Below are 26,385 nucleotides of genomic sequence, written 5' to 3' on the forward strand. Positions count from 1 at the left end.
TACCCTACGGAGCAGGCACGCACTGCACAATTCGATTAACGGCTAAAGGTTCGATTAACGAACAGTTTCAGTGAAAGAGCTTGGAGCTGAGTTCCTGGCTGGCCTTGAGTAAAAGGGGCAGGAAACGACGCTCCAGCTCCTGCCGGGTGATGCGGCTGGCATGGGTGCCCACGTTCATGGCAGCCATGACCTGACCGGAGGCATCCAGTACCGGTACGGCCAATGAACGGAGCCCGACCTCCAGTTCCTGGTCAACGACGCACCAGCCCTGCTGCCGGATCTGCTCGAGACAGGGCAACAGCTTTTCTGGCGTATGCAGTGTGCGACTGGTCTTGATCTGCAGGTCAGCACGCTCGAAGTAATCCTGAAGGGCAGCATCATCCAGAGCCGCCAGCAGAATACGGCCCATGGAGGTGCAGTAGGCCGGAAGCCGGCTGCCAACGCTCAGATCGACCGAAATCAGCCGCAGCGGTGTGGCGGACCGGGCGATGTACAACACCTCATCCCCCTCAAGCGTGGCGACGGAGCAGGCCTCATGCAGCTGCTCGCTCAGGCGATCCAGAATGGGTTGGGCGGTGAGCGCCATGGGCGTGGATGACAGATAGGCATGGCCCAGCGTCAGCACCTTGGGTAATAGTGAGTAGGTCCGTCCATCGGTGGTCACGTAGCCCAGCTTCATCAATGTATGCAGGCAACGGCGAACCGCCGCGCGGGGGATCTCGGTTCGGTGGCTGATCTGCGCGATGGTCAGATGCCGCTTGCGCTCCTGAAAGGCATGGATCACAGCCAAGCCACGCGCAAGGGACGTCATAAAGTTTGGATCGCCCGTAAAGGCCTCGATCCGCTTGGCCGGCGATGCAATGATAGGCGGTGCGCCAAAGCTGTGAGGGTCACGCGAATTCGAGTTATCCATGATCTCTGCCCGGCCGCTGTCTGATTTGGCCGATTATCGAAGCATCTGATCGATAATCGCAATACGACAAACGCAGTCTTGTTCGTTTATAGGCCACTTACAGATCGTCACTGTGCCGATTTCGTCCTCGCACCTGGGGAAAAATCTCAAGCCATAAGAGCGGTGGCGGTTCACCCTGTAGGCATCTGTCTATCGCTAAAGGGATAACGACCATGGGACATCAAGCGATCAACTGGCGCGGCGTCTTTCCGGCTGTCAGCACTCAGTTCAAGCCTGACTTTTCTCTGGACCTGGACGCCACTCACCGCGTGGTCAGCAATCTCGTGGCGGATGGTGTGTCCGGGCTTGTAGTGTGCGGCACCGTTGGAGAAAACACTTCGCTTACCACGACGGAAAAGGTATCGGTCATCGAGACCGCCAAAGCGGCGGCGGCCGGACGCGTACCCGTGATTGCCGGCGTAGCCGAATTTACTACTGCCTTCGCGCAGAAGATGGTTAACGAGGCGCGCTTTGCTGGCGTGGACGGTGTGATGGTTATGCCCGCGCTGGTCTACTCTGCCAAGCCCCACGAAACCGCCATGCACTTTCGCAGCGTTGCGACTTCGACCGATCTTCCGGTCATGGTCTACAACAATCCGCCGGTGTACAAGAACGACGTTACGCCGGACATCCTGGCCTCGCTCAAGGACTGCGAGAATATCGTCTGCTTCAAAGACTCCTCAGGTGACACTCGCCGCTTTATTGACCTGCGCAACGCTGTGGGTGATCGCTTCGTGCTCTTTGCCGGCCTGGATGATGTAGTGCTCGAAAGCATTGCTGTAGGGGCCGTCGGTTGGGTATCCGGCATGTCCAATGCGTTTCCCAGGGAAGGCGAAACCCTGTTCCGCCTCGCCATGCAAAAGCGTTTCGACGAAGCCCTGGCGCTCTATCAATGGTTCATGCCCCTGCTACATCTGGACGCCCGCCCTGACCTGGTCCAGTGCATCAAGCTCTGCGAAGAGATACTAGGCCGTGGTTCAGCCGTCACCCGCCCTCCTCGCCTGAGCCTCGAAGGGGCTGCCCGTGATGAAGTGAAAGCGATTGTGGACAACGCGCTGACCCAACGTCCTGCACTGCCTGACGTCGCGCTTTAAACTGCGTCGCTGGCAGCCTGCCGAAACTGCCGGGGCGTGAGTCCCGTCAGTGCCTTGAACTGGCGGCTGAAGGCGCTGTGATCGGTGTAGCCGCACTGCAAGGCAATATCGGTGATCGGCATCGTCGTCGCCAGCAATTGGGAGGCTTTTTCCAGACGCACCTTATGGATCATCTGGCGGGGCGTGAGATGAAAGATCCGCTTGCAATAGCGCTCCAACTGAGCCACGGAAAGCTCTGCGATGGCGGTCAGCTCTGCCAGTGCGATCGGACGGGTGTAATGGGCACGAATGTGTTTATCAACCGCCGCAAGCCGTCGATACGCCGGGTGGTTATCCTGCGCGGCTTGCAAGTCATAGGAAATGCCAGCCATGCCCAACACCTGCCCTGAATGCCCTTTCAAGGGCAGCTTGTAGGTCAGACACCACCCTGGCTCACGACCGTTGTAAAAATGCAGCTCAAGCTTGTCCTCGATGATCGCTCCGCGAAGCACCTCGTGGTCCTGCTCGGTATAGAGCGGTCCTAGATTCGCCGGAAAGACCTCAGCGGACGTCTTGCCCAAGAGAGGCGCAACCGTCTTGAACCCACACCGTCTCGCCAACGTCAGGTTGGCCAAGAGGTAACGTGCGTCCAGATCCTTAATAAAGAAGACCACATTGGGAATCGCATTGAGAAGCGGAGCAATTAGCGCAACGCTGTTAAGCAAGGTTTCTAAGTCTTCAGGGCGCTCTGCGGCAAGCCCCTCACACCAGGCTGTCATCTGCTCAGGAGCAAAACCTGGAGCCTGCCTGTCGCGTTCGGCTATAGGAGACATCATCTGAAGCATGAGCACCTCTTATGAGTGGTGGCGCGAATGCGCTCAGGATATATCCGTCTCTGAGCATGCCATAAGCGTCTCGACCCGTGCAGGGACCAACGGAATACGGGGCTCCGGCAAGGCCCAGCCAAACAATTCGCGAGCCGCCGTGCCACAGACACGCCCTTGGCAGGCTCCCATACCGCACCGGCTCTGAAGCTTTGCCGCATCCCATCCTTGCTCTCCCACCAGAGCAGACAGGGCGACATCCTCGCAGCGGCAAATCAGCGTATCCGCACGGGCCAGTTGCCTGACCTCAGGTCGCAATCTGAAATGCGCTTGCACATGTCGGGCAAACCGCTGCCAATGCTCGCGACGTGTGAACAGAGTCTCTGCCTGTTCAGCCTTGTCAATAGCAGCCAATCCGGCGATTTCGCCCTCGATCAACGCCAATTCACTACTACCAACGCCTGTACATTCACCGGCCGCATAGAGACCTGTCTGACTCGTCTGCTGATAGCGATCGACCGCTACAGCATCACCCTCAAGCTGACACCCCAGATGACTCGCCAGTCCAGTATTGGGCACCAGACCAAACCCACAGGCCAGACGCGTACAAGGTATGACCTTATCACGGCCACTCTGGCGAATACGCACAGCCTCCAGACGATTATCCCCCAAGGCCTCAACGACATAACTCGCCCAGCGGTAGTGAGTCGAGAGCAACCTGAATGCCTGGGTGAGCTTGTCAGGCCAGCGCAGCAACCCGGCACCGAACGATATAACTTGCTGACGGACCGCCTGTTCATAGACGCCTGTAAGCACAGCGCCGGCTGCGCTGGCCGTCCCGGCAGAAGCCAGCAATAACGGCCCGCTTCCCGCTATCACCAGCCGCTCACCGGCCACAGGCGCGCCCCCTTTGATCAAGGCCTGCAACGCTCCGGCGCCCGTCACGCCGGGTAATGTCCAGCCCGGAAACGGTAGCAGCAATTCCCGTGCGCCACAGCACAGGATCAATTGCTTATAGTCCAGCCGGCAACCTGACTGTGCATCCTCCAGTAACAAGGCCCCTGGTGCCAACGCAGCTACGATGCGCGTCCCGGCCAAGTACCGGACATTGGGCCGAGATAAAACCTTTCGATAATCCTGCGCCAATGTGGGCAGTACCACTCCTGGCCCGTCGCGCCATATCTGGCCGCCTAGCCGGGGGTTATCATCGATGACCACAATGGAGCGCTGGCTGGTGGATGCAGCCCTGGCTGCTGCCAGACCTGCCGGCCCAGCGCCTACGATAGCGATATCACAAGACAGCCTGTTCAGCCCCGTCATACCGTACGCTCTACCTGCATGCCCTCACGGCACAGCGTCTGGCAGGCCAGCTGCCGGCGACCGTCAATCGTTACCCGACATTCCTGGCAAATACCCATTCCACAAAACGGTGCACGTGGCTGACCCGTACAGGACAGCCGTGCCACCGGTGATTCGCTCAATGCCAGCAAGGCGGCAACCGTCAGACCGTCCGCAACGATTAGAGGCTGCCGGTCGAGATACACCGTGATCATGCCGTTGCCTCCCGGGTGGTGGAAGCCGCATTTGCAAAGCGCTCAGGCCGGAACGGAGTGGAATCCAGAGGAAGCGCTTCACCCAGTAACTGAGCAGCGATCATCCGTGCACTGGCCGGTGCGGTGGTAACGCCCAGCCCTTCATGGCCCAGTGCCAGCCATAGGCCCGGTTGATCGGGATATTGTCCGAGCAAAGGCAAACCATCCGGTGTTGCAACACGAAAACCTGTCCAGCTGCGAATGGCATTCAACTCGCCCAAGCCGGGTAGGTAATGCTGTGCACGTGTGAGCATACGACCAAGCACATCGAACTCGACGCGCTTATCCAAGGTATCGAATTGTCGAGATGAGCCGATCAGCAACTGTCCTGTAGGCCTTGGCTGCACATTGAACGCGACGGAGGTTCCATCACTGGCGTGAGCGCTGGCAGCATACCCAAGCTCCACCAGTTGATGGGTGACACAGGCGGGGTATCGATCTGTAATCAGTAAATGGCCTTTCTTCGGCCTTAACGGCACCTCCGGGAGTAACCGGCAGGCACCCAGGCCATTGGCAAGCAGAATAGCGGGTGCCGTCATCCAGAGACCATCGCTCAGACATAACCGATTACCCTCGACCCGGATGACCTCCTCCTCCTGAACGGTGATTCGATTGCCGTGCTGGCCGAGCAGCCAGCGCGCGGTTGCCGGAGCGTAGAGGATCCCGTCGTCACCCACCTTCAGCGCACCTGCCAAATCAGAGCGCAGCATCGGCTCTAATTGCCGTAGCGAAGAGGCAGTGACCCAACCCGACTGAACGCCATGCTCAGCCAGCCTGGCTTGCTTTGCCTCTGCTAACGCGCACTCATCATCGTTCGCCGCCAGCCACAGTGTCCCGCAGTTACGATAGGCGCATGCTTCAGGCAAGCGCTCACGCAACGCATTCCAGAGCCCTATGGAATAATGACTGAGCGCAAGCTCGGCAGGATTGTCATCCATGGCAACCAAGTGGCCCATCCCCGCGCCGGTAGCACCACCGCTTCGATTGTCGATGACCCGAACGCACAAGCCTCGGGCAGCCAGTTCATAGGCACACATAGCCCCTACGATACCGGCTCCCACGATAACGATATCTGCTGCAGCGGTGCGTGCCAGAAGGCTCACAGCCGAATTCCCCAGGCGAAGGGATCAGCCTCATCAATCAATAACGTGGCCTCGGCGCTGATATGGGCAGTGCCTCGAATAGTGGGAATGATCCGCTCCCCTTCCCACGCATAACTGGCTTCGAAAAGGCTGCCGATCACGCTGGCCTGCCGCCAGAGCTCACCCGGCTGCAGATGCCCATCCGCAGCAAGGCAGGCAAGCTTGGCGCTGGTTCCTGTCCCGCAGGGCGAGCGGTCATAGGCTTTGCCTGGGCAGAGCACAAAATTGCGGCTGTCCGCGCATTCATCGCCTCCAAACAGCTCGATGTGATCGATCACACCGCCGTTTTCGCCGCGTACGCCTTGCGCCTCAAGCGCCTGCCGTACTGCCCAGCTGTACTCGGTCAGCGCGTCGAGGTTGTCGCTGTTTACCTGCAGGCTATGATCGGCAATCAGATAAAACCAGTTGCCACCCCAGGCAATGTCACCCCTCACCATGCCCAGGCCGGGCACCTCCAACGGAACATCCTTGCAATAGCGGTACGCAGGTACATTCCGCACGCTGACGGAAAGGTCCTCATGCAGCGTTGCCTCTACTGTCCCTACAGGGGTCTCGATCCGGTGCCACCCTACATCGATCCGACCGAGATGATAAAGCGATCGCACCAGCCCAATCGTGCCGTGCCCACACATTCCTAGATAGCCGGAGTTGTTGAAAAAAATAACGCCGGCGCAGGCCTCAGGATTGACCGGCTCGCACAGGAGCGCACCCACCAACACATCGCTCCCACGGGGTTCAAGCACGCAAGTAGCCCGCCAGTCATCGTATTCATGCCGCAACAGTTTCAACCGCTCCGCCATGGAGCCTTTCCCCATATCGGGAAATCCCTCGATGACCAAACGAGTCGGCTCACCGCCCGTATGGGAGTCGATAACCTGGATACGTCTCATGGCGCCACCTCCGCAAAAGAGGCTTACAGCGTGGCGTGTCAACGCAAAATCAGCTTGGTGTTTTTCGCTCGGCGGGAGGACGAAATCAGCACAATTGACTGAGTGATATACAGGAGCGGCACGTCTGTCTTGTCTAACCGTATTAATGAACTGCTCCGCCATAAAGACGGAGCAGTTACTGCAAACAAGAGAGCTAGGCCTTTGCAAGGTAAACGTCAAACATACTCATGTAGGCTGAGCGCTTCAGAAAGCGGATCTAATTGGAAAGGCCAGCAATCCAGTCAATCATATCGGTATTGTCATAGTTGCCAGAGTGAGGTTGGTTCCAGGCAATTTTGTAATCTACGTTCAACCCTCGATTCTGCAGGGCGATTGCCAGGTTGGCCGAGACGAAGGGTGAAGAATCGCGATCATAAGAGCCCACCCGAATACGCCAGTGCTTGGCCACCGAGCTTGTTCCGTACACAGTGGCAGCATAAGGATTCACATCAATACCACCATGCCCGTTGTACCTCAGTACGTAATACATCGGGTTCATCATGGCGGCCCAACGGGCAACGTCACTGCGTACGCGGAAGTTCTTGATGCTGGTATAGCCCTCAACTTCGCTCAAGCCGGCCTTCGCAATCGCGTCCTTAAGGTTCGGGTCAAAATGATTCCAACCGTCGGCAACGGTAATATCATTCTTCAACGCGGCAGGATCGGTATTGAACAGATCCATCTCACCCGTCACGTTGTAGAACCCGTTATCGAACGCACCGACCGGCTTCATACGGTTCATGTAGACGAGAAGGTTTTTCCAACTCTTCAGGGTTGCCGTGCGGGTATTTGCATTCCACGTAATGACGCTATCGGGTGTCAGGCCCGATTTGACACCGTTTACCGTCTCGGCAGTTGCCATATAGGTTTGACCAGCCTCATTCAGGCTGCCATCTGCGCTCACATAACCGGAGTCAATAATAAAACGCGTCGCAGATGCACTGAAAAGACTGTACACGTAGTTTCGATAGGAACCGCCCGCTACCGCATCAGGGCTGTAGCTGTTCAGCTTGAGCGGTACCCCCGTATCAGGATGCTTCAGTCCTAACCGGTTGAGATAAGTTAGATACATCTGCGCCATGACCGCAGAAAGGCGCTGATCATTGTTATTGAGCGTGATTGGTGCCGTACGGCCAGGATTAGCCGTAGTAATGCCAGAGCCATAAAAAAAGTACTCATAGGCCGCATTGGCATTATCCAAGTCTGTGATCGGGCAGAATGGCGAAGCGGCATACACGCTATCACTGCTGGGTGCAGCACCGATTTCATCCAGGTACGGCTTGAAAACAGCACTGTCTCCAGTAATGCCCAACAGAGAGGTCATTGCCCCACCGCCACTGGTGCCGCTTACTACGATCTTATTGGCATTACCCAACATGACCGAATCGTTGTATTTCAGATATCGCACCGCTGCCTTCAGATCCACAAGTGCAGCCGGGCCATTACCGACCTCTGTGGTCACGCCATTGACAAGCATGGTGGTATTACGGCCCCGGCCAGCCGGAGACACTACGACAATTCCTTTGGACAGGGCCAAGGCGGCGGCAATAGCTGAGCCTGAACCACTACCTGAAGAGTTGACATTATCAGTGGTGACATCTGCGGGTGTCAGGAGATCGAGCTCCATGTAGCCGCCTGTATTAAGCGGCATGAAGATGGGGGAGCCTTGCGTAGCATTCGCAGGGATATAAATGCTCATGACCTGTTTGGCAGGATCATTGGGCTTGGCAACATAGCTCACCGTATAGGCAGTGTAGGTGACGGTCTGCCCATACACAGTGACCTGCCCCACTGTTCCGCCATTGGCCGGATTGAAGCGAAGCGATGCCTGATGACTACTTGCATGGGCAGACATAGCCGCCATTACACCAAGCATGCCGCACAAGGCCAATGTGCCAGCGCGACGCTTCAAAAAGGTACTCCGCATAGTGCTCTCCTAACGAGGTTTATTATTGTTTTCCCACAATGAGGTCTTACTGGCTGTAGCTATACAGTTGAATCGTGGGGCAACTATGTCAAAGGCTTTACAGGCATAGTGCGCCATGACCCCGGCTACAGTAGAAGCCATCCCATACGCTGTAATCCAAGCATGGGAATTGCGAGACAGGAGTACATTCGGATTGTTGAGATATGCCTTTTCCTTATCGGCATCTGCAGTAAAGCACTGCTCCAAGGGTAAAGGGCTTGGTGCTGCCTCACCTCTTCATAACATGAAACCTATTGGCCTATCCTTGTGTTGAGTCCTGATTCAAAGCCGCTCTACTCCCAGCTGCCTCAACCGGCTCAGCGTCCGGGCAAAGTCCACGGTGGCATCCCCGGCCAGCTCATCCATAGGCACTTCGCTGGACAGGATCAAAGTCACGCCCCGGTCGTAAGCGATATCCACCAGGTTTAGAAATCGCTGTCGAACGGCATCAGACTGACGCGCCAGGCAATCAAGCCCGCTGACGCCAACGTGTGAAAAATGCTCGACAATCCAGAGGTAATCCAAGGTCGAATGAGGCTGCTCACAGAGGTCGGCAAAATCCAGCCAGATCCGCTCCCCTTCATACGCGCGCACCGAAAGGGGATGATGATTGACGTCCAGGGTAGCGTCCGTCGTAGCGGCAGCAGACAGGTCCAGCAGTGTTTGCAAACGCTTCACACCGCCCGCTGACTCTGGCCAGAGGTAATACCCCCATAGGGTCTGCTCGTCGCTGCGCTGCCGATAATCGACCTTACCGTTGATGGCAAGCACATCGAAGCGCTTTTCGATCAATGCAATGATCGGCTTGAAGCGCTCTCGATACAACGGGTTTGGACACAGGCCCTCCGGCTTATAATTGGATGTCATCACTAGCCCGACACCCTCATCTACCAGCACCTTGAGCATACGACCCAACAGCATGGCATCGCCAATGTCATGCACATGAAATTCATCAAAGCACAGCAGACGTACTTCCCGAGCGATTTCCCGGGCTACCTGTGCCAGAGGATCGGCTTGGCCGGCATAGTCACGCATCCGCCGCTGTAACTCCTGCAGAAAGGAATGAAAATGCACGCGACGCTTTTCCGTAATGGGGACGGCCGTATAGAAGGCGTCCATGACAAAGCTCTTGCCTCGCCCTACGTCGCCCCAGATATAGACGCCCGCAGACGGCTTTTTAAACCAGGATTTACGATCGGCCAGAAAGCGATCAAGCCAGTCAGCCAGATGCACCAATGCCGCCTCTTGGGCGGCATCGGCCTGATAGTGACGGGCGGCCAGTTCGGCAGCGAAATGTTGCCGAATTAACTCGCCCGCGTTGAGCGGTTCAGATGTAGCCATCAGAAATCGAAAAAGACAGTTTCCTGTGGACCTTGCAGATGCATGTCGAAACGGTAAATCACTTTGCCGTTTTCTTCAAAGCGCTTGGCGATCAGAGTCGGCCTGCGAGGTGGCTCGACAAGGTTGAGCACTGGACAAATCGCATTGGCTTCCGCTTCGTCCTCAAAGTAGATACGGGTCTGCAGATGGATATTGATGCCACGGGCAAACAGCGCCAGATTGATATGCGGCGCCATGGGCCTGCCCTGGCTATCCATCACCTTACCCGGCTTTATCGTTTGCACCGACCACTCACCGGCATCAAAGGTAGTAGCCGTACGGCCAAAGCTGTTGAATGCCTTTTCCGGATGATAAACCGGATCGTAGACACCGTCGTGATTGGCTTGCCAGACCTCCAGAAAGGAGTCGCGCACCAGATTGCCGTTACCGTCAAACACCTGCCCCGTCAGCACGATGTGCTGGCCTGGCGCATCCGGCTTGGCAAGATCATTCCAGATTTCCATGTCACGCGTCGGATTACCAGCTGCGGCCAGCGCAAGACCGATGTGAACGTAAGGGCCTGCGGTTTGTGAAGGCGTCTCTGGCAGAAATGTCGTAGTCATGATCGCCTCCTCACAGGTTCTCGAAATGGGTTTGACGTGCGCCACGCGTCACAATGTCAAAACGGTAAGCCAAGCAGTCCATCGGGTTGGCCATCGTCATGTCCAGACGTGCAATAAGTGTCTGCACGGCCTCCGGGTTCGCAATCGACTTCACGATCGGACAGATCGGTATCAGCGGATCACCTTCGAAATACAGCTGCGTAATCAATCGAGTGGAAATCGAAGGTCCCATGACCGAAACATGGATATGGGCGGGCCGCCAATCATTCACCCCATTACGCCACGGATAAGGCCCCGGCTTGATGGTACGGAATACATAGTTGCCATCATTGTCGGTCAGGGTACGTCCTACACCGCCAAAGTTGGGATCGAGCGGCGCCAGGTAGACGTCGTTCTTATGGCGATACCGTCCACCAGCGTTAGCCTGCCAGATCTCTACATACGTCTTCGGTACGGGCTTACCAAACTGATCGACTACTCGTCCAAACAGGATGATTCGCTCGCCCTGTGGCAAGCCCCCATTATTGAAGTTCAGCAGCAGATCGTTATCATGCTTGCCCAACTGAAGATGAGAAAAATCCGGGCCGGTACGTTCAGAAACCGTTTGCTGAATGCTAACCAAGGCCTGTCGGGGTGAACGGGGTACAGACGACTTATAACCAGGCGTATAGGCATGGGGATGCCAGTTACGGTCACGGGCGACAAAGCGAGTGTCATTGGAATTATTATTCATGGCTTTACTCCACAAAGAGCCTTACCCATCAAAGGGGTTGCCCGGAGTGTGGCGCAATGCCGCAGGCCAGCCAATTGAAATGACGGCAATCATTCATAACCAAATGGTTATGAGGCTGATCGCTCGGCAACCAGCTCGCTGGCGACTTCCCGTAGAACCTCACAGAACCATTGCGCCGCCAGCGGAAGCGTTGCCGTATTATTGCGGCACAAGCCAATCGAGCCACCCGGCTCCTGAACGCCTAGAGACAGCTCAGCCAGCACACCAGCCTTGATGTCGGTCTCCACGGCATCCAGAGGCGCAATCCAGACGGCATCACTTAACAGTACATAGCGCCGGCTCAGCGCTGGCGAAAGCGTCTCCAACCGCTGCGACATCAGGCTGATCCCACACTGCACCAGAAAGCTTTCGGCGTACTGCCGAATTGTGGTGCCCGTCAACGGAAGAACCCAGGGATAGTCCGCCAGTCGTTGCCGGTCAATTCCAGTCGCTGCTTGCAACGGATGACCGTTTCGAACCACCAACGTCATCGACTCGCTATACAGATGCTCGAAGTTCAGGCCGCGGATTTCAGGGTTGTCTGTCATGCGCCCCACCACAATATCCAGCTCACCTACTCTCAGTTTATTGAGTAGATAGGTACTCATGCCTGTCGTAACACTGATGGTGAGCCCGCTGTAGCGTTCGTGGAGTCGCCTGATGACCTCCGGTATAACCAGACTTTCCACTGTCGAAAGTACCCCAACCCGTACTTGGCCACCCTGCATCCCGCCGCTGCGTACCGTATTGACCCCGTCTCGCAATGCCTGGACGCAGGGGCCCGCATAACGCATGAAGGCCTGACCGGCTTGCGTCAGCACTACGCCATTCTTGTCCCGCTCGAACAGGCGCGCCTCAAGAATGCCCTCAAGCTCCTTAAGGGTCTTGGAAATGGCAGGCTGAGAAACCGACACGGCATGGGCCGCCTTGGCGAAACTGCGGTGCTGAGCCACTTCAATAAAGCACAGGAGATGTCGAAATTTAATACGGGTATCGATGTTCATATCGCGCCAGCGTCAGGAGCAGACTGCCATTGTTAACCTCAACCCGTCGGCAAGTCACTCGACCCAACTGCCATACCCGGTAAAATGACCGTCCCACGCCCTGCTGCCAGATAAGCCCCTCAGCTCATGAAGAAAGTGTTGATCGTTCTGCTACGAGGTTACCAGCTCTTCATCAGCCCCATGATTGGCCCACGCTGCCGTTTCTATCCCTCCTGTTCGCATTACGCCATTGAGGCCCTACAGACCCATGGCGCCTTGCGCGGCAGCTGGCTGACCATTCGCCGCTTGCTGCGCTGCCACCCGTTTCATCCGGGCGGTATCGACCCTGTTCCTCCCTGTCATTGCAAAACCCAGGATAAACACTCGAACCGCTGCCATTAATATGAGATCAGCCTAGTTCATCTCCTATTTAAAAGGCAGGCAATTTCACCCTTTAGAGCGATACCCAAGTGGCCCGCCCTGCGCGATAACGTAGTACGAAGCGCTATTGAGGAAATAGCCATGAACGTACTGCAGCGGATCAGTTTGAGGTTTGCGTTGCTGGTTTCATGTCTCGGCTTTTCCATCGAGACGCCCAACGCGGCGGACCTGCTCAATAACTTCGATCTTTCTACGGTCTCGGATGTAGCCGCCCGGCAGGCCCAGGGTTCCCTTGGTCAATCGACTGCCGACCGCATAGCGGCCACCGTTATCCAGCAGGGCAGCGACAGCCAGGCCTTTCTCACCCAAACCGGATTAGGCAGTCAGGCACTTATCCAACAACTCGGTGGAAATCATCAGGCAGCCATGCTGCAAAATGGTACGGAGCTGACCGCTGTCATTCTGCAAAGCGGCCAGGGCCATAACGCTTCTATCATTCAGCGAGGCTCGGCTAATCAAGCCGCTATCCATCAGTATGGCGCCTATAACGAAGCGCTGATCGACCAGAACGGCACCGGTTTACAGGGCAGTATTATCCAGTTCGGAAACAACCAGAGCATCACTGTTCAACAGCGCTAGCGGCTCAATGCCGCTTGTTCATGAAGTCAAAGGAAGATGTCATGTGCAAGGTCCAATCTATTCCTGTGCTCTCTCCCGTTTCCCAGCTGGCAGAGACTTGTTTGACAAAGGCTAGAAAAAACCGCATCCCGCCCTAGCTCACTTCTACAGCTCGCTTACAGGCAATGCTCTGTAGCGTTCGGCTGTCTGCCTGTTAGAGCTGTATGGCTTTTACCTTCCCGATAACTATAAGGAGCACGTCGTGTTTATGGTGAAACCTAGCGTTGCGGCTGCTTTGTCCAGGCTTGGCCTGCCTGCTCTAGCCGTCATTAATAATGCAAGCCTCAACCAGGCAGGCAACAACGCCCTCCTTCCCGAGAATGGGAAAGCCCTATCGTAACCGCATCGACTACGGGCAATGGCAACACGCTTTCCTTGGAGCAACCCAAGCATGCTGTGTCGGTTAACACTGCCACGGTAAAAGAGCAAAGAATAACAATCAGGCCGTGCTGACTCAAAGTGGCAATTTTAACGAGTTGGTCTATCGTCAGGAAGGCAATGGCACCAGCCAGCGATCACCATGAATGGATAGGAGTTGCGCTGCTCTATAACGCAGCGCCTGCTGTTGGCCATACCAGAGAATTAAGTCTTTTTTATTTCGCTTTGATTAAAGTTTCAATCTTTAGATTGATAGCGAAGCGGGAACCCGTCAGCAAAACTTGTAAGTGCTAAACAGGAGTTAGCCATGACCATGTTGCAACGACTGCTTTCTCAAACGGCCCTGGTAGTAAGCTGCCTTGCAGCGCCACTGTATTTGCAGGCTGCTGACCTGCTCGATAACTTCGATATCGCCTCCTCATCGACAGATTTGGCTGGCACACCCGACGTACGTGCATTGGCTGCCGCCTCGGTCAATGGTCTCGTCGCTCAGGTCCAGCAGAATGGCAACAGCAACCAGGCCACCTTGAGTCAGCGAGGGCTTAACTCCCTGGCAACCATTACTCAACAGGGTAATGACCAGCAGGCTTATATTCTGCAGCAAGGTTCAGACCTGGCTGCCGTCATCAAGCAGGTAGGAGAAGCCAATAGCGCACTGATCTCCCAGACCGGGTCAGCAAATGCTGCTGTTATCAGTCAGTACGGCAATGCTAACAATGCCGCCATCGAACAGAATGGTACTGGTCAGCAAGCCAGCATTATCCAATACGGAAACAATCAGAATGCTGTCATTCGCCAATACTGAGCCCAAGGAGCCATCAATGCGTAGCAAAAGCCAGATCAGTTAACGCCTCTTGATGGTAGAGGTTGCCTAGGTATACCGTTCATCGGGCCTGGCCAGCCCTAGATCCGCCTCCTCCGGCAGCCATGGATTAATCCCTCTATGGCTTAAATGCCCCATCTTTTCAATCTTTTGGTTGATACCCAGTTTCGCCTGTACGGCCAACAATCCGCACAGCGCTATACAGGGATTAGCCATGAATTCGCTGCAAAGATTGTGCTCAGGACTTGCGCTCGCCTTCTCCGGCATGAGCCTTGTTGTACCGCCGCTCCAGGCGGCTGATCTGCTTGATAATTTCGATATCGCCACGACGACTTCAGACCTTGCCGGCACGCCTGACCCGCGCGCGCTAGCAGCTGCAGCATCGGCTGGCGGATTGGTTGCTCAAATCCAGCAGAGCGGTAACAACAACCAGGCCACCTTAAGCCAACAAGGCCTTAACTCACAGGCGCTCATCTCACAACTTGGTAACGATCAGCAGGCCTTTATCCTTCAGCAAGGGGCTGACCTCTCCGCAGTTATTACCCAGGCTGGTTATGGCAACACGGCTTCCATTACCCAGATCGGCTCGGCAAACGTCGCGCTGATCAACCAGTACGGCGCTTATAACAGCGCTTCCATTGAGCAGAACGGTACCGGTCAACAGGCCAGTATTACGCAATACGGTAATAACCAAACCGCAGTGGTACGTCAGTACTGATAACAACGGATGTTTAAACATCACGCATTAGAACGTCGACATTTTCATTTCTCGTTATTGTGATTACTACGAAGGGAATAATCATGCACAGCTTCAAGCCTCTTGCTGCCGCCATCCTGATCGCTCTCAGCTCACACGCCTTTGCTGAGATGAACTCTGCTGAAACTACTCAGGATGGAGACAACAACTCCATTACGACCGAACAAATCAACGGCACTCAAAACAGCAAGAGCATTCAGGAGCAGATCGGTAATGGTAATGCTGCAACCCTGACCCAGAGCGCTGCCCTGAATAGTACTTCCTATCAGTACCAGGACGGATCAAATAACGTTGCCAACACTGCACAGGAAGGCAGCGACAATTACTCAAGCATCTATCAGGAGGCTCAGGAGAGCAGCCAGGTAGCCGTAACACAAACTGGCGACACCAATTCGTCTACGGTTTATCAGTTGACCGGCAACGACAACCAGGCTCAGGTTATCCAGCTGGGTAACAACAACGTAGCTGAAGTCACCCAGGGTGGCGGCGCTGCTTATGGCATGTCCAGCAGCAGCGTGGCTACCATCAACCAGAATGGCAACGACAACTCCCACATCATAAACCAGGATGGCTATGCCCATCAGCTGAGCGCTACCGCGACCGGCAATGGCAACCAGGTTGAAGTAACGCAAAGCGGTATGACGGCTTCTGCAACACTGGCCCAGACAGGTGATAACAACGCCATTACCCTGACCCAGACAGGCGACGGCCAAACAGCGACCATTACTCAGGACGGCACTGCCAATACCGTGGCCATGGTCCAGGATGGGTACAGTGGCCCAGACTTCGCCACCATCTCCCAGCGCGGCGATAACAACGCCATTACCAGCTTCCAGGATGGCAAGTTCAACGAGTTGTATTTTGATCAGAACGGCACAGCCAACACGCTGAACGTGTCCCAGATTGGTCGTGGCAACAACCTGACTGGCGCCATCTCAGGCACCAACAACTCGGCTGATGTGAGCCAGAAAGGTGATAGCAACTACACCAGCGTTACTCAGGATGGCAGCGACAACATCGCTACCGTTCAACAGCTGGAATCGCAGCTGGCCGCCAATGCAGTGGTCTATCAGTCCGGTGTAGCTAACCAGGCCGCTATTACGCAGCGTGGTGAGTTTGCCATTGGCAACTCTGCAACCATCTCGCAGACGGGTACTGGCAACAGCGCTGTCATTACCCAGCAGTAAGCGCTTGCATCTGAGCAGTATCCTGGACGCCCTCATTTAGAGGGCGTCTGCACAAGGAGGTCAAAGATGCGCTACTCGGATCTCCAGCCTGTTCAAATGATCGTAACGTAGACTGACATGCCTGGACTCTTCGCCCTGCCTATGACTGCCATGTTACTTGCCGCCTCGACTCCACCTGTAGAGGCCAATCTGAACCTGAGTGCAATTTCACCACAGCAAGCCTCCATAGAGCTCTGTTTCAAAGGCAGCGGGCAAGCCGTACGGTTTGAGATGATTGTTCAGGCCAGTGGCAAAGCCGGCAATAACCGATCCCGCCAAGCTGGTGAGGTCAAGGCAAGCGAAGATGGAGCCTGCCCTGTACGTAACAAACTGGGCTTCGCCCCTCAGACAATGGTCAGTGCCCATTTGAAATGGTGGGTCGATGGAGTTGAGCAACCTGAAGTCCATAAGCAACTAGGCGACTCTCTGGAAGAAAACAAAGACACCCGCGCCTAGACACGCAGCGAGTATTATTGCTTCAGCAACCGCAACGTTTGAGCGTCCTCCTGGCCATTGAAATACTTGATCAACGCCGCCTGATAAGGGCTCTGCGCCCCTGCAACGTGTGCGAATAACGTCATTGATGAATGAAATTTCAAATCGTCAGGATGACCAAAAACCTGCGCTACCGACGCCCCTTCCAGGCTATTCACAATCTCACAACACGTTTTCAGCCGACTCCCTAGAAGCTCATGCTCAAGGTAGGCAGTAGCTTCATCCAGCCCGGATATGGCATACCGCCTCGCCATGGCGCTATGCCCAAGTCCTTGCAACTGCGGAAATACGAACCACATCCAGTGGGTACGTTTATGGCCCGAGCGGAGCTCTGCAAGCACTTGCTGCCAAACAGTCTCTTGGGCGCTCACGAAGCGTTGCAAATCATGACGATCTGACATGTAGATTACCGTGAGCGCTGCGACTGTGGATCCTCTGGCTCGTTGAATTTGGTACGGCGCTGTTCTCCTCCCTTCTCATTCTGGGACTTGTTCACCTCACCTACCTTGCTGGCTTCCTCGGGCGTTTCCGCCGTGCTGCGCTTCGCATGTTCATCGGCCATGATGCACCTCATTGATTCAGTACGTACTGCTTAGGCAATATCCTCAGCCAGTAGTGCCCAACAGTTGAAGAGCAAATTCAGTCATCGAAACCCACCTGCTCATGCATTTCATCCACTTTCATTTCCAGGCGGTAGGCCAGAGCAATGAACAGTGCCTGGCAAAGGCATAGCGTTGCGCTCAGGGAACGAAAAGCGAATGCACTGCCCTCGTTGACCAGCAACAATGCGCTGGCTCGCTTGGCCAGGGGTGACAACTGGCTGTCTGTAATGATGAGCGTCTTGGCTTGATTATGCTGAGCGATACGTACGCACTGCTGGCTTTCCTTGCCATAAGGCGTAAAGCTAATGGCTACGATGAGGTCGTTGGCTCGGACGCTACGCATCTGTTCTCGATAACTACCGCCAAGGCCAGACACAAGATGAATACGCTTGTTGGTGTGTTGCAGGTTATAAACAAGGTAGTGCGCTACCGCAAATGAACGACGAACCCCCACTACATAAATGTTCTCCGCATTGACCAGCAGGTCGACCGCTTTCTCGAAAGCCTGATCGTCCAGCTCTTCTCCCAATCTATCCAGTCCTGAACGTGTGGCACTTATGCATTCACGTGCCAAATCGCTTCCGGCAGCCGGTTGAGACTTGTTGGCAATCATTCGCCGGATACGCTGCTGATAATTCTGGACAGGTGTTGCCTTATGCGTATAAGCCTCACGAAACAGGGATTGCATGTCACTGAAGCCCTTGAAGCCGAAACGCTGAGAGAACCGTACGATTGCCGAAGGGTGTACTTCGCATTGGCGGGCAATATCGCTAATACGATCAACCATGACACGATCACTTTGCTGGCTCATGTAGGCCGCTACACGCTTGAGCTGACGAGGCAGAGACTCGTACTCTGCCGTAATCATCTGCTGCAGAGTTTCCACACTAGCAGGCGCTACAAGGGAAGAGCTTGAAGAATCAGTAGTAAGCATTTCGAATCCTTTAGATGAATCGTTACAGCAAGCACTTAACGAAACCAGACGCCAACGTAATCGAAAATGCTTTCATTCTTCAGGAATATCTGCAAAAGAAAGGAATTTAAAGGCGGCTCGCTTCGTTGTCATACGGCGGAATGTCAGCTTAGAACATAGGATTATTTTTCTAAACATAATTTTTTAGAAAAATAATTTATTGACTTATTCTGGACCAGATTATCGCTGTACAACCAGCTGAACAGGGGCCAGCCGTACTTCAAATGCTGTAAGAAAATAGAGCTGACTATAAGGCTCGCTTTGCGCAAATCTCCAAAGCTGTTTTGAAGTCGATAAAGCCAAATGCGAAACTGAATACTTAGGTTCCACCGCACGCATCAGCGCATAAGTTATGCACCGCATATCGCGCAGCACCGCATTAGAAACAGGCGCTGCTGCCTTTACAGTGATACGCGTAAGCTGCTCGCCTGTAGTCTCTACTGACATGTCAAAGCTGGACGCGCCCCGAGCGGAATATACCCACCCTGCCTCACCCTTCATTGGGTGTGGCGCTCCCAGCATCAAGGCTTTGTAGCTAGGCAGCACCGCTAAATAGGCAGGAATTCTCCGTTCGAGCTGCGCCTTGTCCAATCCAAGAGACAAAGGCGCAGCCTCACTGACCGTCGCTAAGACAATACTGCCAAGAAGCCACACCCCTAGCCAGTTTAACAATGACATATCAGGCGATAGTGTCGACAACACCACCATCAACACGCAACGCGGCACCCGTTGTCGCTGAAGCCAGAGGAGAGGCTGTGTAGACAACCAGATTAGCGACTTCCTCTGTAGTTGCTGCACGCTGGAGAATGGAGCTAGGCCGGTTTTCCCTTACAAAATCAGCGGCCACCTCCTCCAGAGTCTGACCAGTACGCTCGCTCGCCTCCTTGAGCATCTCCGCTACGCCTTCAGAAAGCGTTGGACCTGGCAGAATGGAATTAACTGTCACGCCTGTACCAGCCATCCGTTTGGCCAATCCACGCGCCACGGACAGATTGGCTGTTTTGGTAAAGCCGTAATGAATCATGTCGGCCGGAATATTGAGCGCTGATTCAGAAGAAATAAAGATTACGCGCCCCCATTGCCTCGAGACCATGCCAGGCAAATATTCCCGAGAGAGCCGAACGCCAGACATCACGTTGACCTCAAAAAACTCCGTCCAAATATCATCGCCCGTTTCAAAAAAGTCTCGAGGCCCGTATATACCCGTGTTGTTGACTAGAATATCAACCTCAGGCTCAGCAGCTTTCAATACAGCACATCCGTCAACGCTCCCGACATCCGCAACCACTCCACGTAATGTCGCATCCGGTACGTACTGCTGCAGGAGACTAACCGCCTTATCTACTGATGGAGCCGATCGACCGTTTATAACTACAGTCGCTCCTGCCTGAGCCAATCCTTTCGCAATAGCGAAACCAATACCACGAGTGGAGCCGGTTACGATTGCCGTTTTACCAGAAAGATCGATCTGCATGAAAATCTCCAGACACGTTAAAAGAGCCAATGAGCACAACGGCTAGTCCATTATTCGAATCTGACGAAAAATCCAACGCAAAGGTCCCTGGCGCCGCTCAGGCTGTTGCAGCGTTCATGGCTGCTTTGAGTAACTCACGACCCTCCAACGATCCTAAGGCTTCAACGACACCAGGAGTAAACACGATCTGAATCTCATCGTCGCTGGTCTTCCAGCGCTCTAGAACCAATAGGGTCGCCTTTGTACCGTTGCGATGCATCAATCTCAAAGAGGCCTTTTGCAAGAAACTCAGCTGGGCCTCTAGCTGCTCTTGATCTTCTAGGCTGTCAGGTTTGATCGAGACGACATTGCTGCTCAACGGTGCGATCTCCAAGTCAGAAATAGATGTGGTTGTTTGCTCCAGCACAAAGCCGAATCGTCCAGCCCAATTGAACGCAGGATAAAACTGTCCTGATTTTCGGCAGCTATAAATGGTCGCATAAGACAAAAAACAGATTCAAACACTTCGGATGCATGTCACTACACTGCTAGCTCATGAGTCTTGCCAGCTTATACACTGGCTAGCTGATTATGAGGTGCTAAAGGGTTCTACAGCAGTGATGCTAAAAGAAGCCGATAAAGAATGATGAGGCGTTTGCTGAAGTGCTGATTGCAGAACCGTTTCCAGCCTGGCGATGTTACGTTGGCTACAAGGCCTAAGCGACCCAAGAGGCTCAACAGCGGCTATTACGGTAGGAGAAGGATCATTGGTAATATGATGCAATTACAATGGATCAGTCGGCTCGGCGGCGATCCTCTTTTTCTTCACGGGCACGTCGCCATGAGGCCATATCAACCACACGCGGGTCATTGAGCATTGGCGCTTCAGGTACCGCATAAGGGGCAAATTCAATAAGCCCTAAGCGGTAACCAAACAGCACTACCTTACCTGCCAGACGCTGCTCGCCAGTAGCGGTAAACTCAAAATCATAAACGCGAGCAAACCGCTTGAAGCCTTTCGCATCCCGCATAAAAGAAAACCGGCGGAACGCTACATTCTCATCCAACAGCTCTACATCACGCTTGCGACAATGCTCTTTGGCCAAAGCGAGCGCACGCTCACGCAAACCATGGGAATGCCATAGCCAGGCGCAGGCTGAGGCCACCAGAAGAAATCCAAAAATGTTACCTAAGGTCAGCATGAACAATCACCTAAACCAAGCCGTCCCAAGCGCTTCAATACCAAGAAAGCCATTCAGCCCCTGCTAGCTTATTGCTTAGCCCCAACGCCCATCGAGGGTGCCTCAGGCTCATGTAGCAAACGTATGTTGTCACGCTCGCTCTTATACAAGCTTAGCGGAGTAATTTCCTTTGCGCGCAAAGGCGCCTGCTGTTGGTTCCACACGTAATAGAACACATTCAATGCCAACAGGAAAACGAAAAGCCATCGCATATTTATGAGTCCACAGGGCAAGCCAAGGCCAAACCGTCAAAGACCAGATCAGGCACAACACGAGAAGTGGGAATGACGTCTTTTACCAGCTCAGCATCTCCCCCTGTAAGAAAGACAGCAAAATCAGCCCCTAGCAGCTCAAGGGCTAAATCATATTGCGTCCTCACAAATCCGCGGAGCATATACACGCATCCGCCCTCAACAGCATGCATCGTATTTCTTCCAGGCAGAGGATGCCCATTAGTGGCCTCAAGTTCTGGGTTATAGCGAATTCGACGAGTATGCGTCTGCAATTCTCGACGCATGAGTGGAATCCCCGGACAGATGAAGCCACCCGCATGCTGTCCAGTCTGATCGATAAAGTCTGAAGTAACGGCGGTTCCCAGATCAATCACGACACATGCTTTGTTACCTGCCAGCTTAAAGCCGCCTAAAAGGGCAAGCCAACGATCCATCCCCAGTCGTTCGTAGTCTGAATATCCATTCTTTACACCAAGAAACGATGCTACGGGTTTTGCCTGCTGACATGAAAAACCAAACGTGCTGTCTAGCCGTTCAATTAAGCCTGTAGTTTCCAAATCGCTACGAACGCTGACAAGCCGACCATGGCTGAGGGAGAGGCTCTCATAAGATTCAAGCGTTGCGAGCAGCTCATCATCAGAATGAGCGATACCGCTGGCAACAACGCCATCAATTTTAGATAGAACGCGCCATTTGATCAGGCTGTTGCCGCAGTCAAGCTCAAGAATCATTACGCAATCTCAAACTGAGCTCACCGCCATTAAAAGACTTTTCGTAGCCATCAACATTTAATCTAAGTGATCCGTCCAATCCAACACCCAGCACCTTACCTTCGATTTGATTGGCACCGGCAGAAAGAATCACCTCTCGTCCCTGCCATAAATGATTGGCTTCCCACGAATCCTTCAATGCAGCAAAGCCATGTGACTGATGCAGTTTCAAACAATCACTTAACTCATGCAACATATTAGAAGCTAACTGGTTTCTATCAACGGGCCTACCGAGCGCCTCGTATAAGGAAATCCATGGTTGATCGATATTGTCTGCATTTCTCATATTCACATTCAAGCCAATGCCGATAATTGCTGTACAGCTATCAGCAGGATCACCTGACAACTCGATGAGAATGCCAGATAGCTTGCGCCCAAACAGGAGAATGTCGTTAGGCCACTTCAAACCAGCATCAATTAAGCTCAGCTTTTTTAGTGCTGAAACAACCGCAAGCCCTACTACCAGACTCAATCCTTCAAGTTGCTTGATACCACCATGAATGGTAACAGCTGCTGTCAGGTAGAGATTTTTTGCATATGGACTAACCCAGGCCCTTCCCCGACGCCCTCTGCCAGAGGTCTGGTGCTCAGCCAACAGCACGAAAGGCGCGTGGCCACGCTGCCCCATGACACGCCGCAGCGCCTCAGCATTCGTAGAGTCAATCGTATCCAGGATTTCTATTGGCCACTCATCAAAGTCTATCCGGCTATTTGCCAGCAGATTGAGAGGTTCAGCGAGACGGTACCCTTTTCCAGGTACTTTAAAAAAAGATAAACCTGTACGTTGCTCTATTCCTTGCAGCTGCTTCCAGACGGCACTACGGCTAACACCTAGAAGCGCCCCCAACTCTTCTCCGGAATGAAACTGACCATCAGCAAGGCATTCAAGTAGTAGGGAAACAGCCATATTTTTTATCCGCACAAAGCAAAACCCCCGGGCGGTTAGGCCTGGGGGTTTTGGGTATAGGTGCTTGACGATGACCTACTCTCACATGGGGAAACCCCACACTACCATCGGCGATGCATCGTTTCACTTCTGAGTTCGGAAAGGGATCAGGTGGTTCCAACGCTCTATGGTCGTCAAGCAATTCGGGTGGGGAACCGGTGTCTAGTCGTTTCCCCGAATGGGTATGTGATCGGTATTTTGCGGTTCAACCAAGCTTTCGGCTGGTCTTTACCAAACAACAGATTGTTTGGGTGTTATATGGTCAAGCCTCACGGGCAATTAGTATCGGTTAGCTCAACGCCTCACAGCGCTTACACACCCGACCTATCAACGTTGTAGTCTTCAACGGCCCTTCAGGAAGCTCAAGGCTCCAGTGAGATCTCATCTTGAGGCAAGTTTCCCGCTTAGATGCTTTCAGCGGTTATCTTTTCCGAACATAGCTACCCGGCAATGCCACTGGCGTGACAACCGGAACACCAGAGGTTCGTCCACTCCGGTCCTCTCGTACTAGGAGCAGCCCCTCTCAAATCTCAAACGTCCACGGCAGATAGGGACCGAACTGTCTCACGACGTTCTAAACCCAGCTCGCGTACCACTTTAAATGGCGAACAGCCATACCCTTGGGACCGGCTTCAGCCCCAGGATGTGATGAGCCGACATCGAGGTGCCAAACACCGCCGTCGATATGAACTCTTGGGCGGTATCAGCCTGTTATCCCCGGAGTACCTTTTATCCGTTGAGCGATGGCCCTTCCATACAGAACCACCGGATCACTAAGACCTACTTTCGTACCTGCTCGACGTGTCTGTCTCGCAGTCAAGCGCGCTTTTGCCTTTATACTCTGCGACCGATTTCCGACCGGTCTGAGCGCACCTTCGTACTCCTCCGTTACTCTTTAGGAGGAGACCGCCCCAGTCAAACTGCCCACCATACACTGTCCTCGATCCGGATAACGGACCAGAGTTAGAACCTCAAGCATGCCAGGGTGGTATTTCAAGGATGGCTCCACGAGAACTGGCGTCCTCGCTTCAAAGCCTCCCACCTATCCTACACAAGCAGGCTCAAAGTCCAGTGCAAAGCTACAGTAAAGGTTCACGGGGTCTTTCCGTCTAGCCGCGGATACACTGCATCTTCACAGCGATTTCAATTTCACTGAGTCTCGGGTGGAGACAGCGCCGCCATCGTTACGCCATTCGTGCAGGTCGGAACTTACCCGACAAGGAATTTCGCTACCTTAGGACCGTTATAGTTACGGCCGCCGTTTACCGGGGCTTCGATCAAGAGCTTCGCTTGCGCTAACCCCATCAATTAACCTTCCGGCACCGGGCAGGCGTCACACCCTATACGTCCACTTTCGTGTTTGCAGAGTGCTGTGTTTTTAATAAACAGTCGCAGCGGCCTGGTATCTTCGACCGGCATGAGCTTACGGAGCAAGTCCTTCACCCTCACCGGCGCACCTTCTCCCGAAGTTACGGTGCCATTTTGCCTAGTTCCTTCACCCGAGTTCTCTCAAGCGCCTTGGTATTCTCTACCCGACCACCTGTGTCGGTTTGGGGTACGATTTCTAATTACCTGAAGCTTAGAGGCTTTTCCTGGAAGCATGGCATCAACCACTTCCTCTTCATAAGAAGAGTCGTCATCAGCTCTCGGCCTTAACTGTCCGGATTTACCTAAACAGTCAGCCTACCGCCTTAAACTTGGACAACCAACGCCAAGCTGGCCTAGCCTTCTCCGTCCCCCCATCGCAGTAATTAGAAGTACAGGAATATTAACCTGTTTCCCATCGACTACGCCTTTCAGCCTCGCCTTAGGGGTCGACTCACCCTGCGTCGATTAACGTTGCGCAGGAACCCTTGGTCTTTCGGCGTGCGAGTTTTTCACTCGCATTGTCGTTACTCATGTCAGCATTCGCACTTCTGATACCTCCAGCAAGCTTCTCAACTCACCTTCACAGGCTTACAGAACGCTCCTCTACCGCTCATCTTGCGATGAACCCGTAGCTTCGGTGTGTAGTTTGAGCCCCGTTACATCTTCCGCGCAGGCCGACTCGACTAGTGAGCTATTACGCTTTCTTTAAAGGGTGGCTGCTTCTAAGCCAACCTCCTAGCTGTCTAAGCCTTCCCACATCGTTTACCACTTAACTACAACTTTGGGACCTTAGCTGACGGTCTGGGTTGTTTCCCTTTTCACGACGGACGTTAGCACCCGCCGTGTGTCTCCCATGCTTGCACTTCTGGGTATTCGGAGTTTGCATCGGTTTGGTAAGTCGGGATGACCCCCTAGCCGAAACAGTGCTCTACCCCCCAGAGTGATACATGAGGCGCTACCTAAATAGCTTTCGAGGAGAACCAGCTATCTCCGAGCTTGATTAGCCTTTCACTCCGATCCACAAGTCATCCCCTGCCTTTTCAACGGAAGTGGGTTCGGTCCTCCAGTCAGTGTTACCTAACCTTCAACCTGCTCATGGATAGATCGCCCGGTTTCGGGTCTATACCCAGCGACTAAAACGCCCTATTAAGACTCGCTTTCGCTACGCCTTCCCTATACGGTTAAGCTTGCCACTGAATATAAGTCGCTGACCCATTATACAAAAGGTACGCAGTCACCCAACAAAGTGGGCTCCCACTGCTTGTACGCATACGGTTTCAGGTTCTATTTCACTCCCCTCTCCGGGGTTCTTTTCGCCTTTCCCTCACGGTACTGGTTCACTATCGGTCAGTCAGTAGTATTTAGCCTTGGAGGATGGTCCCCCCATATTCAGACAACGTTTCACGTGCGCCGTCCTACTCGATTTCACTCAAAAGATCCTTTCACCTACGGGGCTATCACCCACTATGGCCGCACTTTCCAGAGCGTTCGGTTAAAATCAATTGAGCTTAAGGGCTAGTCCCCGTTCGCTCGCCACTACTTAGGGAATCTCGGTTGATTTCTTTTCCTCAGGGTACTTAGATGTTTCAGTTCCCCTGGTTCGCCTCTCACACCTATGGATTCAGTGTGAGATACCTGACTTATGTCAGGTGGGTTCCCCCATTCAGAGATCTCCGGATCACAGTCTATTTGCCGACTCCCCGAAGCTTATCGCAGGCTATCACGTCTTTCATCGCCTCTGACTGCCAAGGCATCCACCGTATGCGCTTATTCACTTGACCATATAACCCCAAAGAATCTGAAGTTATGTTTGGTTTGGAACACGACATTCGCCGAAAACTTGCGCTTGAACTCGCAAATTTACCTTGACCACATAGTCTGCAGT

27 protein-coding genes and 2 rRNA genes are annotated in these 26,385 nt (G+C 53.9%); 7 read left to right on the top strand and 22 right to left on the bottom strand.

Annotated features, from left to right (window positions below; all coding sequences use genetic code 11):
* Nucleotides 1-67: 67 nt before the first annotated feature.
* The gene (locus AC4LF3_RS15425) at nt 68-913 is read right to left on the bottom strand and encodes an IclR family transcriptional regulator (protein WP_010795470.1); all 846 of its coding nucleotides are present in this window, start codon (nt 911-913) and stop codon (nt 68-70) included.
* 212 nt (nt 914-1,125) lie between these two features.
* Here AC4LF3_RS15425 and AC4LF3_RS15430 point away from each other — a divergent pair, with 212 nt between their 5' ends.
* On the top strand, nt 1,126-2,046 hold the full coding sequence (locus tag AC4LF3_RS15430) for a dihydrodipicolinate synthase family protein (RefSeq protein ID WP_404625151.1): 921 nt from the start codon (nt 1,126-1,128) through the stop codon (nt 2,044-2,046).
* On the opposite strand, the gene AC4LF3_RS15435 is transcribed toward AC4LF3_RS15430, so the two are convergent.
* The 10 genes from AC4LF3_RS15435 to pcaQ all read right to left on the bottom strand — a co-directional run bounded on the left by AC4LF3_RS15435 (nt 2,043) and on the right by pcaQ (nt 12,197).
* The gene (locus AC4LF3_RS15435; RefSeq protein ID WP_491836306.1) at nt 2,043-2,804 is read right to left on the bottom strand and encodes a PAS domain-containing protein; all 762 of its coding nucleotides are present in this window, start codon (nt 2,802-2,804) and stop codon (nt 2,043-2,045) included. The genes AC4LF3_RS15430 and AC4LF3_RS15435 overlap by 4 nt on opposite strands.
* A gap of 99 nt (nt 2,805-2,903) precedes the next feature.
* Nucleotides 2,904-4,169, bottom strand: a complete 1,266-nt coding sequence (locus AC4LF3_RS15440; RefSeq protein WP_491835690.1) for an FAD-dependent oxidoreductase — start codon at nt 4,167-4,169, stop codon at nt 2,904-2,906.
* Nucleotides 4,166-4,402 carry a (2Fe-2S)-binding protein gene (locus AC4LF3_RS15445; RefSeq protein ID WP_239381520.1) on the bottom strand — a complete coding sequence of 79 codons (237 nt, stop codon included), beginning with the start codon at nt 4,400-4,402 and terminating at the stop codon, nt 4,166-4,168. Before AC4LF3_RS15445 ends, AC4LF3_RS15440 begins: the two co-directional genes overlap by 4 nt.
* Nucleotides 4,399-5,535, bottom strand: a complete 1,137-nt coding sequence (locus tag AC4LF3_RS15450; RefSeq protein WP_491836307.1) for an NAD(P)/FAD-dependent oxidoreductase — start codon at nt 5,533-5,535, stop codon at nt 4,399-4,401. Before AC4LF3_RS15450 ends, AC4LF3_RS15445 begins: the two co-directional genes overlap by 4 nt.
* Before the next feature lie 5 nt (nt 5,536-5,540).
* Complete coding sequence (locus AC4LF3_RS15455; protein WP_312271421.1) at nt 5,541-6,473, bottom strand: 4-hydroxyproline epimerase; 933 nt, start codon at nt 6,471-6,473, stop codon at nt 5,541-5,543.
* A gap of 256 nt (nt 6,474-6,729) precedes the next feature.
* The gene (locus AC4LF3_RS15460; protein ID WP_491835693.1) at nt 6,730-8,439 is read right to left on the bottom strand and encodes a subtype B tannase; all 1,710 of its coding nucleotides are present in this window, start codon (nt 8,437-8,439) and stop codon (nt 6,730-6,732) included.
* A 321-nt stretch (nt 8,440-8,760) separates the two neighbouring features.
* Nucleotides 8,761-9,819, bottom strand: coding sequence for a cell division protein ZapE (gene zapE, locus AC4LF3_RS15465; RefSeq protein ID WP_312272487.1), 1,059 nt, complete (start codon nt 9,817-9,819; stop codon nt 8,761-8,763).
* The gene (gene pcaG / locus AC4LF3_RS15470; RefSeq protein ID WP_122041837.1) at nt 9,819-10,421 is read right to left on the bottom strand and encodes a protocatechuate 3,4-dioxygenase subunit alpha; all 603 of its coding nucleotides are present in this window, start codon (nt 10,419-10,421) and stop codon (nt 9,819-9,821) included. Before pcaG ends, zapE begins: the two co-directional genes overlap by 1 nt.
* 10 nt (nt 10,422-10,431) lie before the next feature.
* Nucleotides 10,432-11,154 (bottom strand): protocatechuate 3,4-dioxygenase subunit beta, encoded by a 723-nt coding sequence (gene pcaH, locus AC4LF3_RS15475; RefSeq protein WP_010795480.1) that lies wholly within the window; start codon nt 11,152-11,154, stop codon nt 10,432-10,434.
* 107 nt (nt 11,155-11,261) lie between these two features.
* Entirely contained in the window at nt 11,262-12,197 is a 936-nt protein-coding gene (gene pcaQ, locus AC4LF3_RS15480; RefSeq protein WP_074825094.1) for a pca operon transcription factor PcaQ, read from the bottom strand.
* A gap of 126 nt (nt 12,198-12,323) precedes the next feature.
* Here pcaQ and yidD point away from each other — a divergent pair, with 126 nt between their 5' ends.
* From yidD to AC4LF3_RS15510, 6 genes are all read left to right on the top strand, one after another.
* Entirely contained in the window at nt 12,324-12,578 is a 255-nt protein-coding gene (gene yidD / locus AC4LF3_RS15485) for a membrane protein insertion efficiency factor YidD (RefSeq protein WP_010795482.1), read from the top strand.
* A gap of 120 nt (nt 12,579-12,698) precedes the next feature.
* Complete coding sequence (locus tag AC4LF3_RS15490) at nt 12,699-13,196, top strand: hypothetical protein (protein WP_074825097.1); 498 nt, start codon at nt 12,699-12,701, stop codon at nt 13,194-13,196.
* A gap of 724 nt (nt 13,197-13,920) precedes the next feature.
* Entirely contained in the window at nt 13,921-14,418 is a 498-nt protein-coding gene (locus AC4LF3_RS15495; RefSeq protein ID WP_074825107.1) for a hypothetical protein, read from the top strand.
* A gap of 232 nt (nt 14,419-14,650) precedes the next feature.
* Complete coding sequence (locus AC4LF3_RS15500; RefSeq protein ID WP_434134752.1) at nt 14,651-15,154, top strand: hypothetical protein; 504 nt, start codon at nt 14,651-14,653, stop codon at nt 15,152-15,154.
* An 83-nt stretch (nt 15,155-15,237) separates the two neighbouring features.
* A complete protein-coding gene (locus tag AC4LF3_RS15505; RefSeq protein ID WP_491835698.1) occupies nt 15,238-16,380 on the top strand; it encodes a hypothetical protein in 1,143 nt (380 codons plus the stop codon).
* Between the two features lie 141 nt (nt 16,381-16,521).
* Nucleotides 16,522-16,875, top strand: a complete 354-nt coding sequence (locus AC4LF3_RS15510; protein ID WP_233432137.1) for a hypothetical protein — start codon at nt 16,522-16,524, stop codon at nt 16,873-16,875.
* Between the two features lie 14 nt (nt 16,876-16,889).
* On the opposite strand, the gene AC4LF3_RS15515 is transcribed toward AC4LF3_RS15510, so the two are convergent.
* The 11 genes from AC4LF3_RS15515 to AC4LF3_RS15565 form a co-directional block, all read right to left on the bottom strand.
* Entirely contained in the window at nt 16,890-17,315 is a 426-nt protein-coding gene (locus tag AC4LF3_RS15515) for a DUF1810 domain-containing protein (RefSeq protein ID WP_491835700.1), read from the bottom strand.
* A 5-nt stretch (nt 17,316-17,320) separates the two neighbouring features.
* On the bottom strand, nt 17,321-17,476 hold the full coding sequence (locus AC4LF3_RS15520) for a hypothetical protein (RefSeq protein WP_019364271.1): 156 nt from the start codon (nt 17,474-17,476) through the stop codon (nt 17,321-17,323).
* Nucleotides 17,477-17,553: 77 nt separating this feature from the next.
* The gene (locus tag AC4LF3_RS15525; RefSeq protein WP_491835702.1) at nt 17,554-18,450 is read right to left on the bottom strand and encodes a MurR/RpiR family transcriptional regulator; all 897 of its coding nucleotides are present in this window, start codon (nt 18,448-18,450) and stop codon (nt 17,554-17,556) included.
* A gap of 219 nt (nt 18,451-18,669) precedes the next feature.
* Nucleotides 18,670-19,203, bottom strand: coding sequence for a hypothetical protein (locus AC4LF3_RS15530; protein WP_491835704.1), 534 nt, complete (start codon nt 19,201-19,203; stop codon nt 18,670-18,672).
* Nucleotides 19,169-19,963 (bottom strand): SDR family NAD(P)-dependent oxidoreductase, encoded by a 795-nt coding sequence (locus AC4LF3_RS15535; RefSeq protein ID WP_074825128.1) that lies wholly within the window; start codon nt 19,961-19,963, stop codon nt 19,169-19,171. Before AC4LF3_RS15535 ends, AC4LF3_RS15530 begins: the two co-directional genes overlap by 35 nt.
* A 97-nt stretch (nt 19,964-20,060) precedes the next feature.
* A complete protein-coding gene (locus tag AC4LF3_RS15540; protein ID WP_037029747.1) occupies nt 20,061-20,450 on the bottom strand; it encodes a hypothetical protein in 390 nt (129 codons plus the stop codon).
* A 286-nt stretch (nt 20,451-20,736) separates the two neighbouring features.
* Nucleotides 20,737-21,144 (bottom strand): DUF3301 domain-containing protein, encoded by a 408-nt coding sequence (locus AC4LF3_RS15545; protein WP_010795495.1) that lies wholly within the window; start codon nt 21,142-21,144, stop codon nt 20,737-20,739.
* Nucleotides 21,145-21,397: 253 nt separating this feature from the next.
* Nucleotides 21,398-22,147: a type III pantothenate kinase gene (locus AC4LF3_RS15550; RefSeq protein ID WP_491835708.1), complete on the bottom strand. Its 750-nt coding sequence runs from the start codon at nt 22,145-22,147 to the stop codon at nt 21,398-21,400.
* Nucleotides 22,137-23,093, bottom strand: coding sequence for a bifunctional biotin--[acetyl-CoA-carboxylase] ligase/biotin operon repressor BirA (birA, locus tag AC4LF3_RS15555; RefSeq protein WP_491835710.1), 957 nt, complete (start codon nt 23,091-23,093; stop codon nt 22,137-22,139). The genes AC4LF3_RS15550 and birA overlap by 11 nt, the downstream gene beginning before the upstream one ends.
* Nucleotides 23,094-23,155: 62 nt before the next feature.
* A 5S ribosomal RNA gene (gene rrf / locus AC4LF3_RS15560) occupies nt 23,156-23,271 on the bottom strand.
* A gap of 119 nt (nt 23,272-23,390) precedes the next feature.
* Nucleotides 23,391-26,281, bottom strand: a 23S ribosomal RNA gene (locus tag AC4LF3_RS15565).
* Nucleotides 26,282-26,385 lie beyond the last annotated feature (104 nt).

It is taken from the genome of Pseudomonas sp. C2.3V (genome assembly GCF_058536325.1).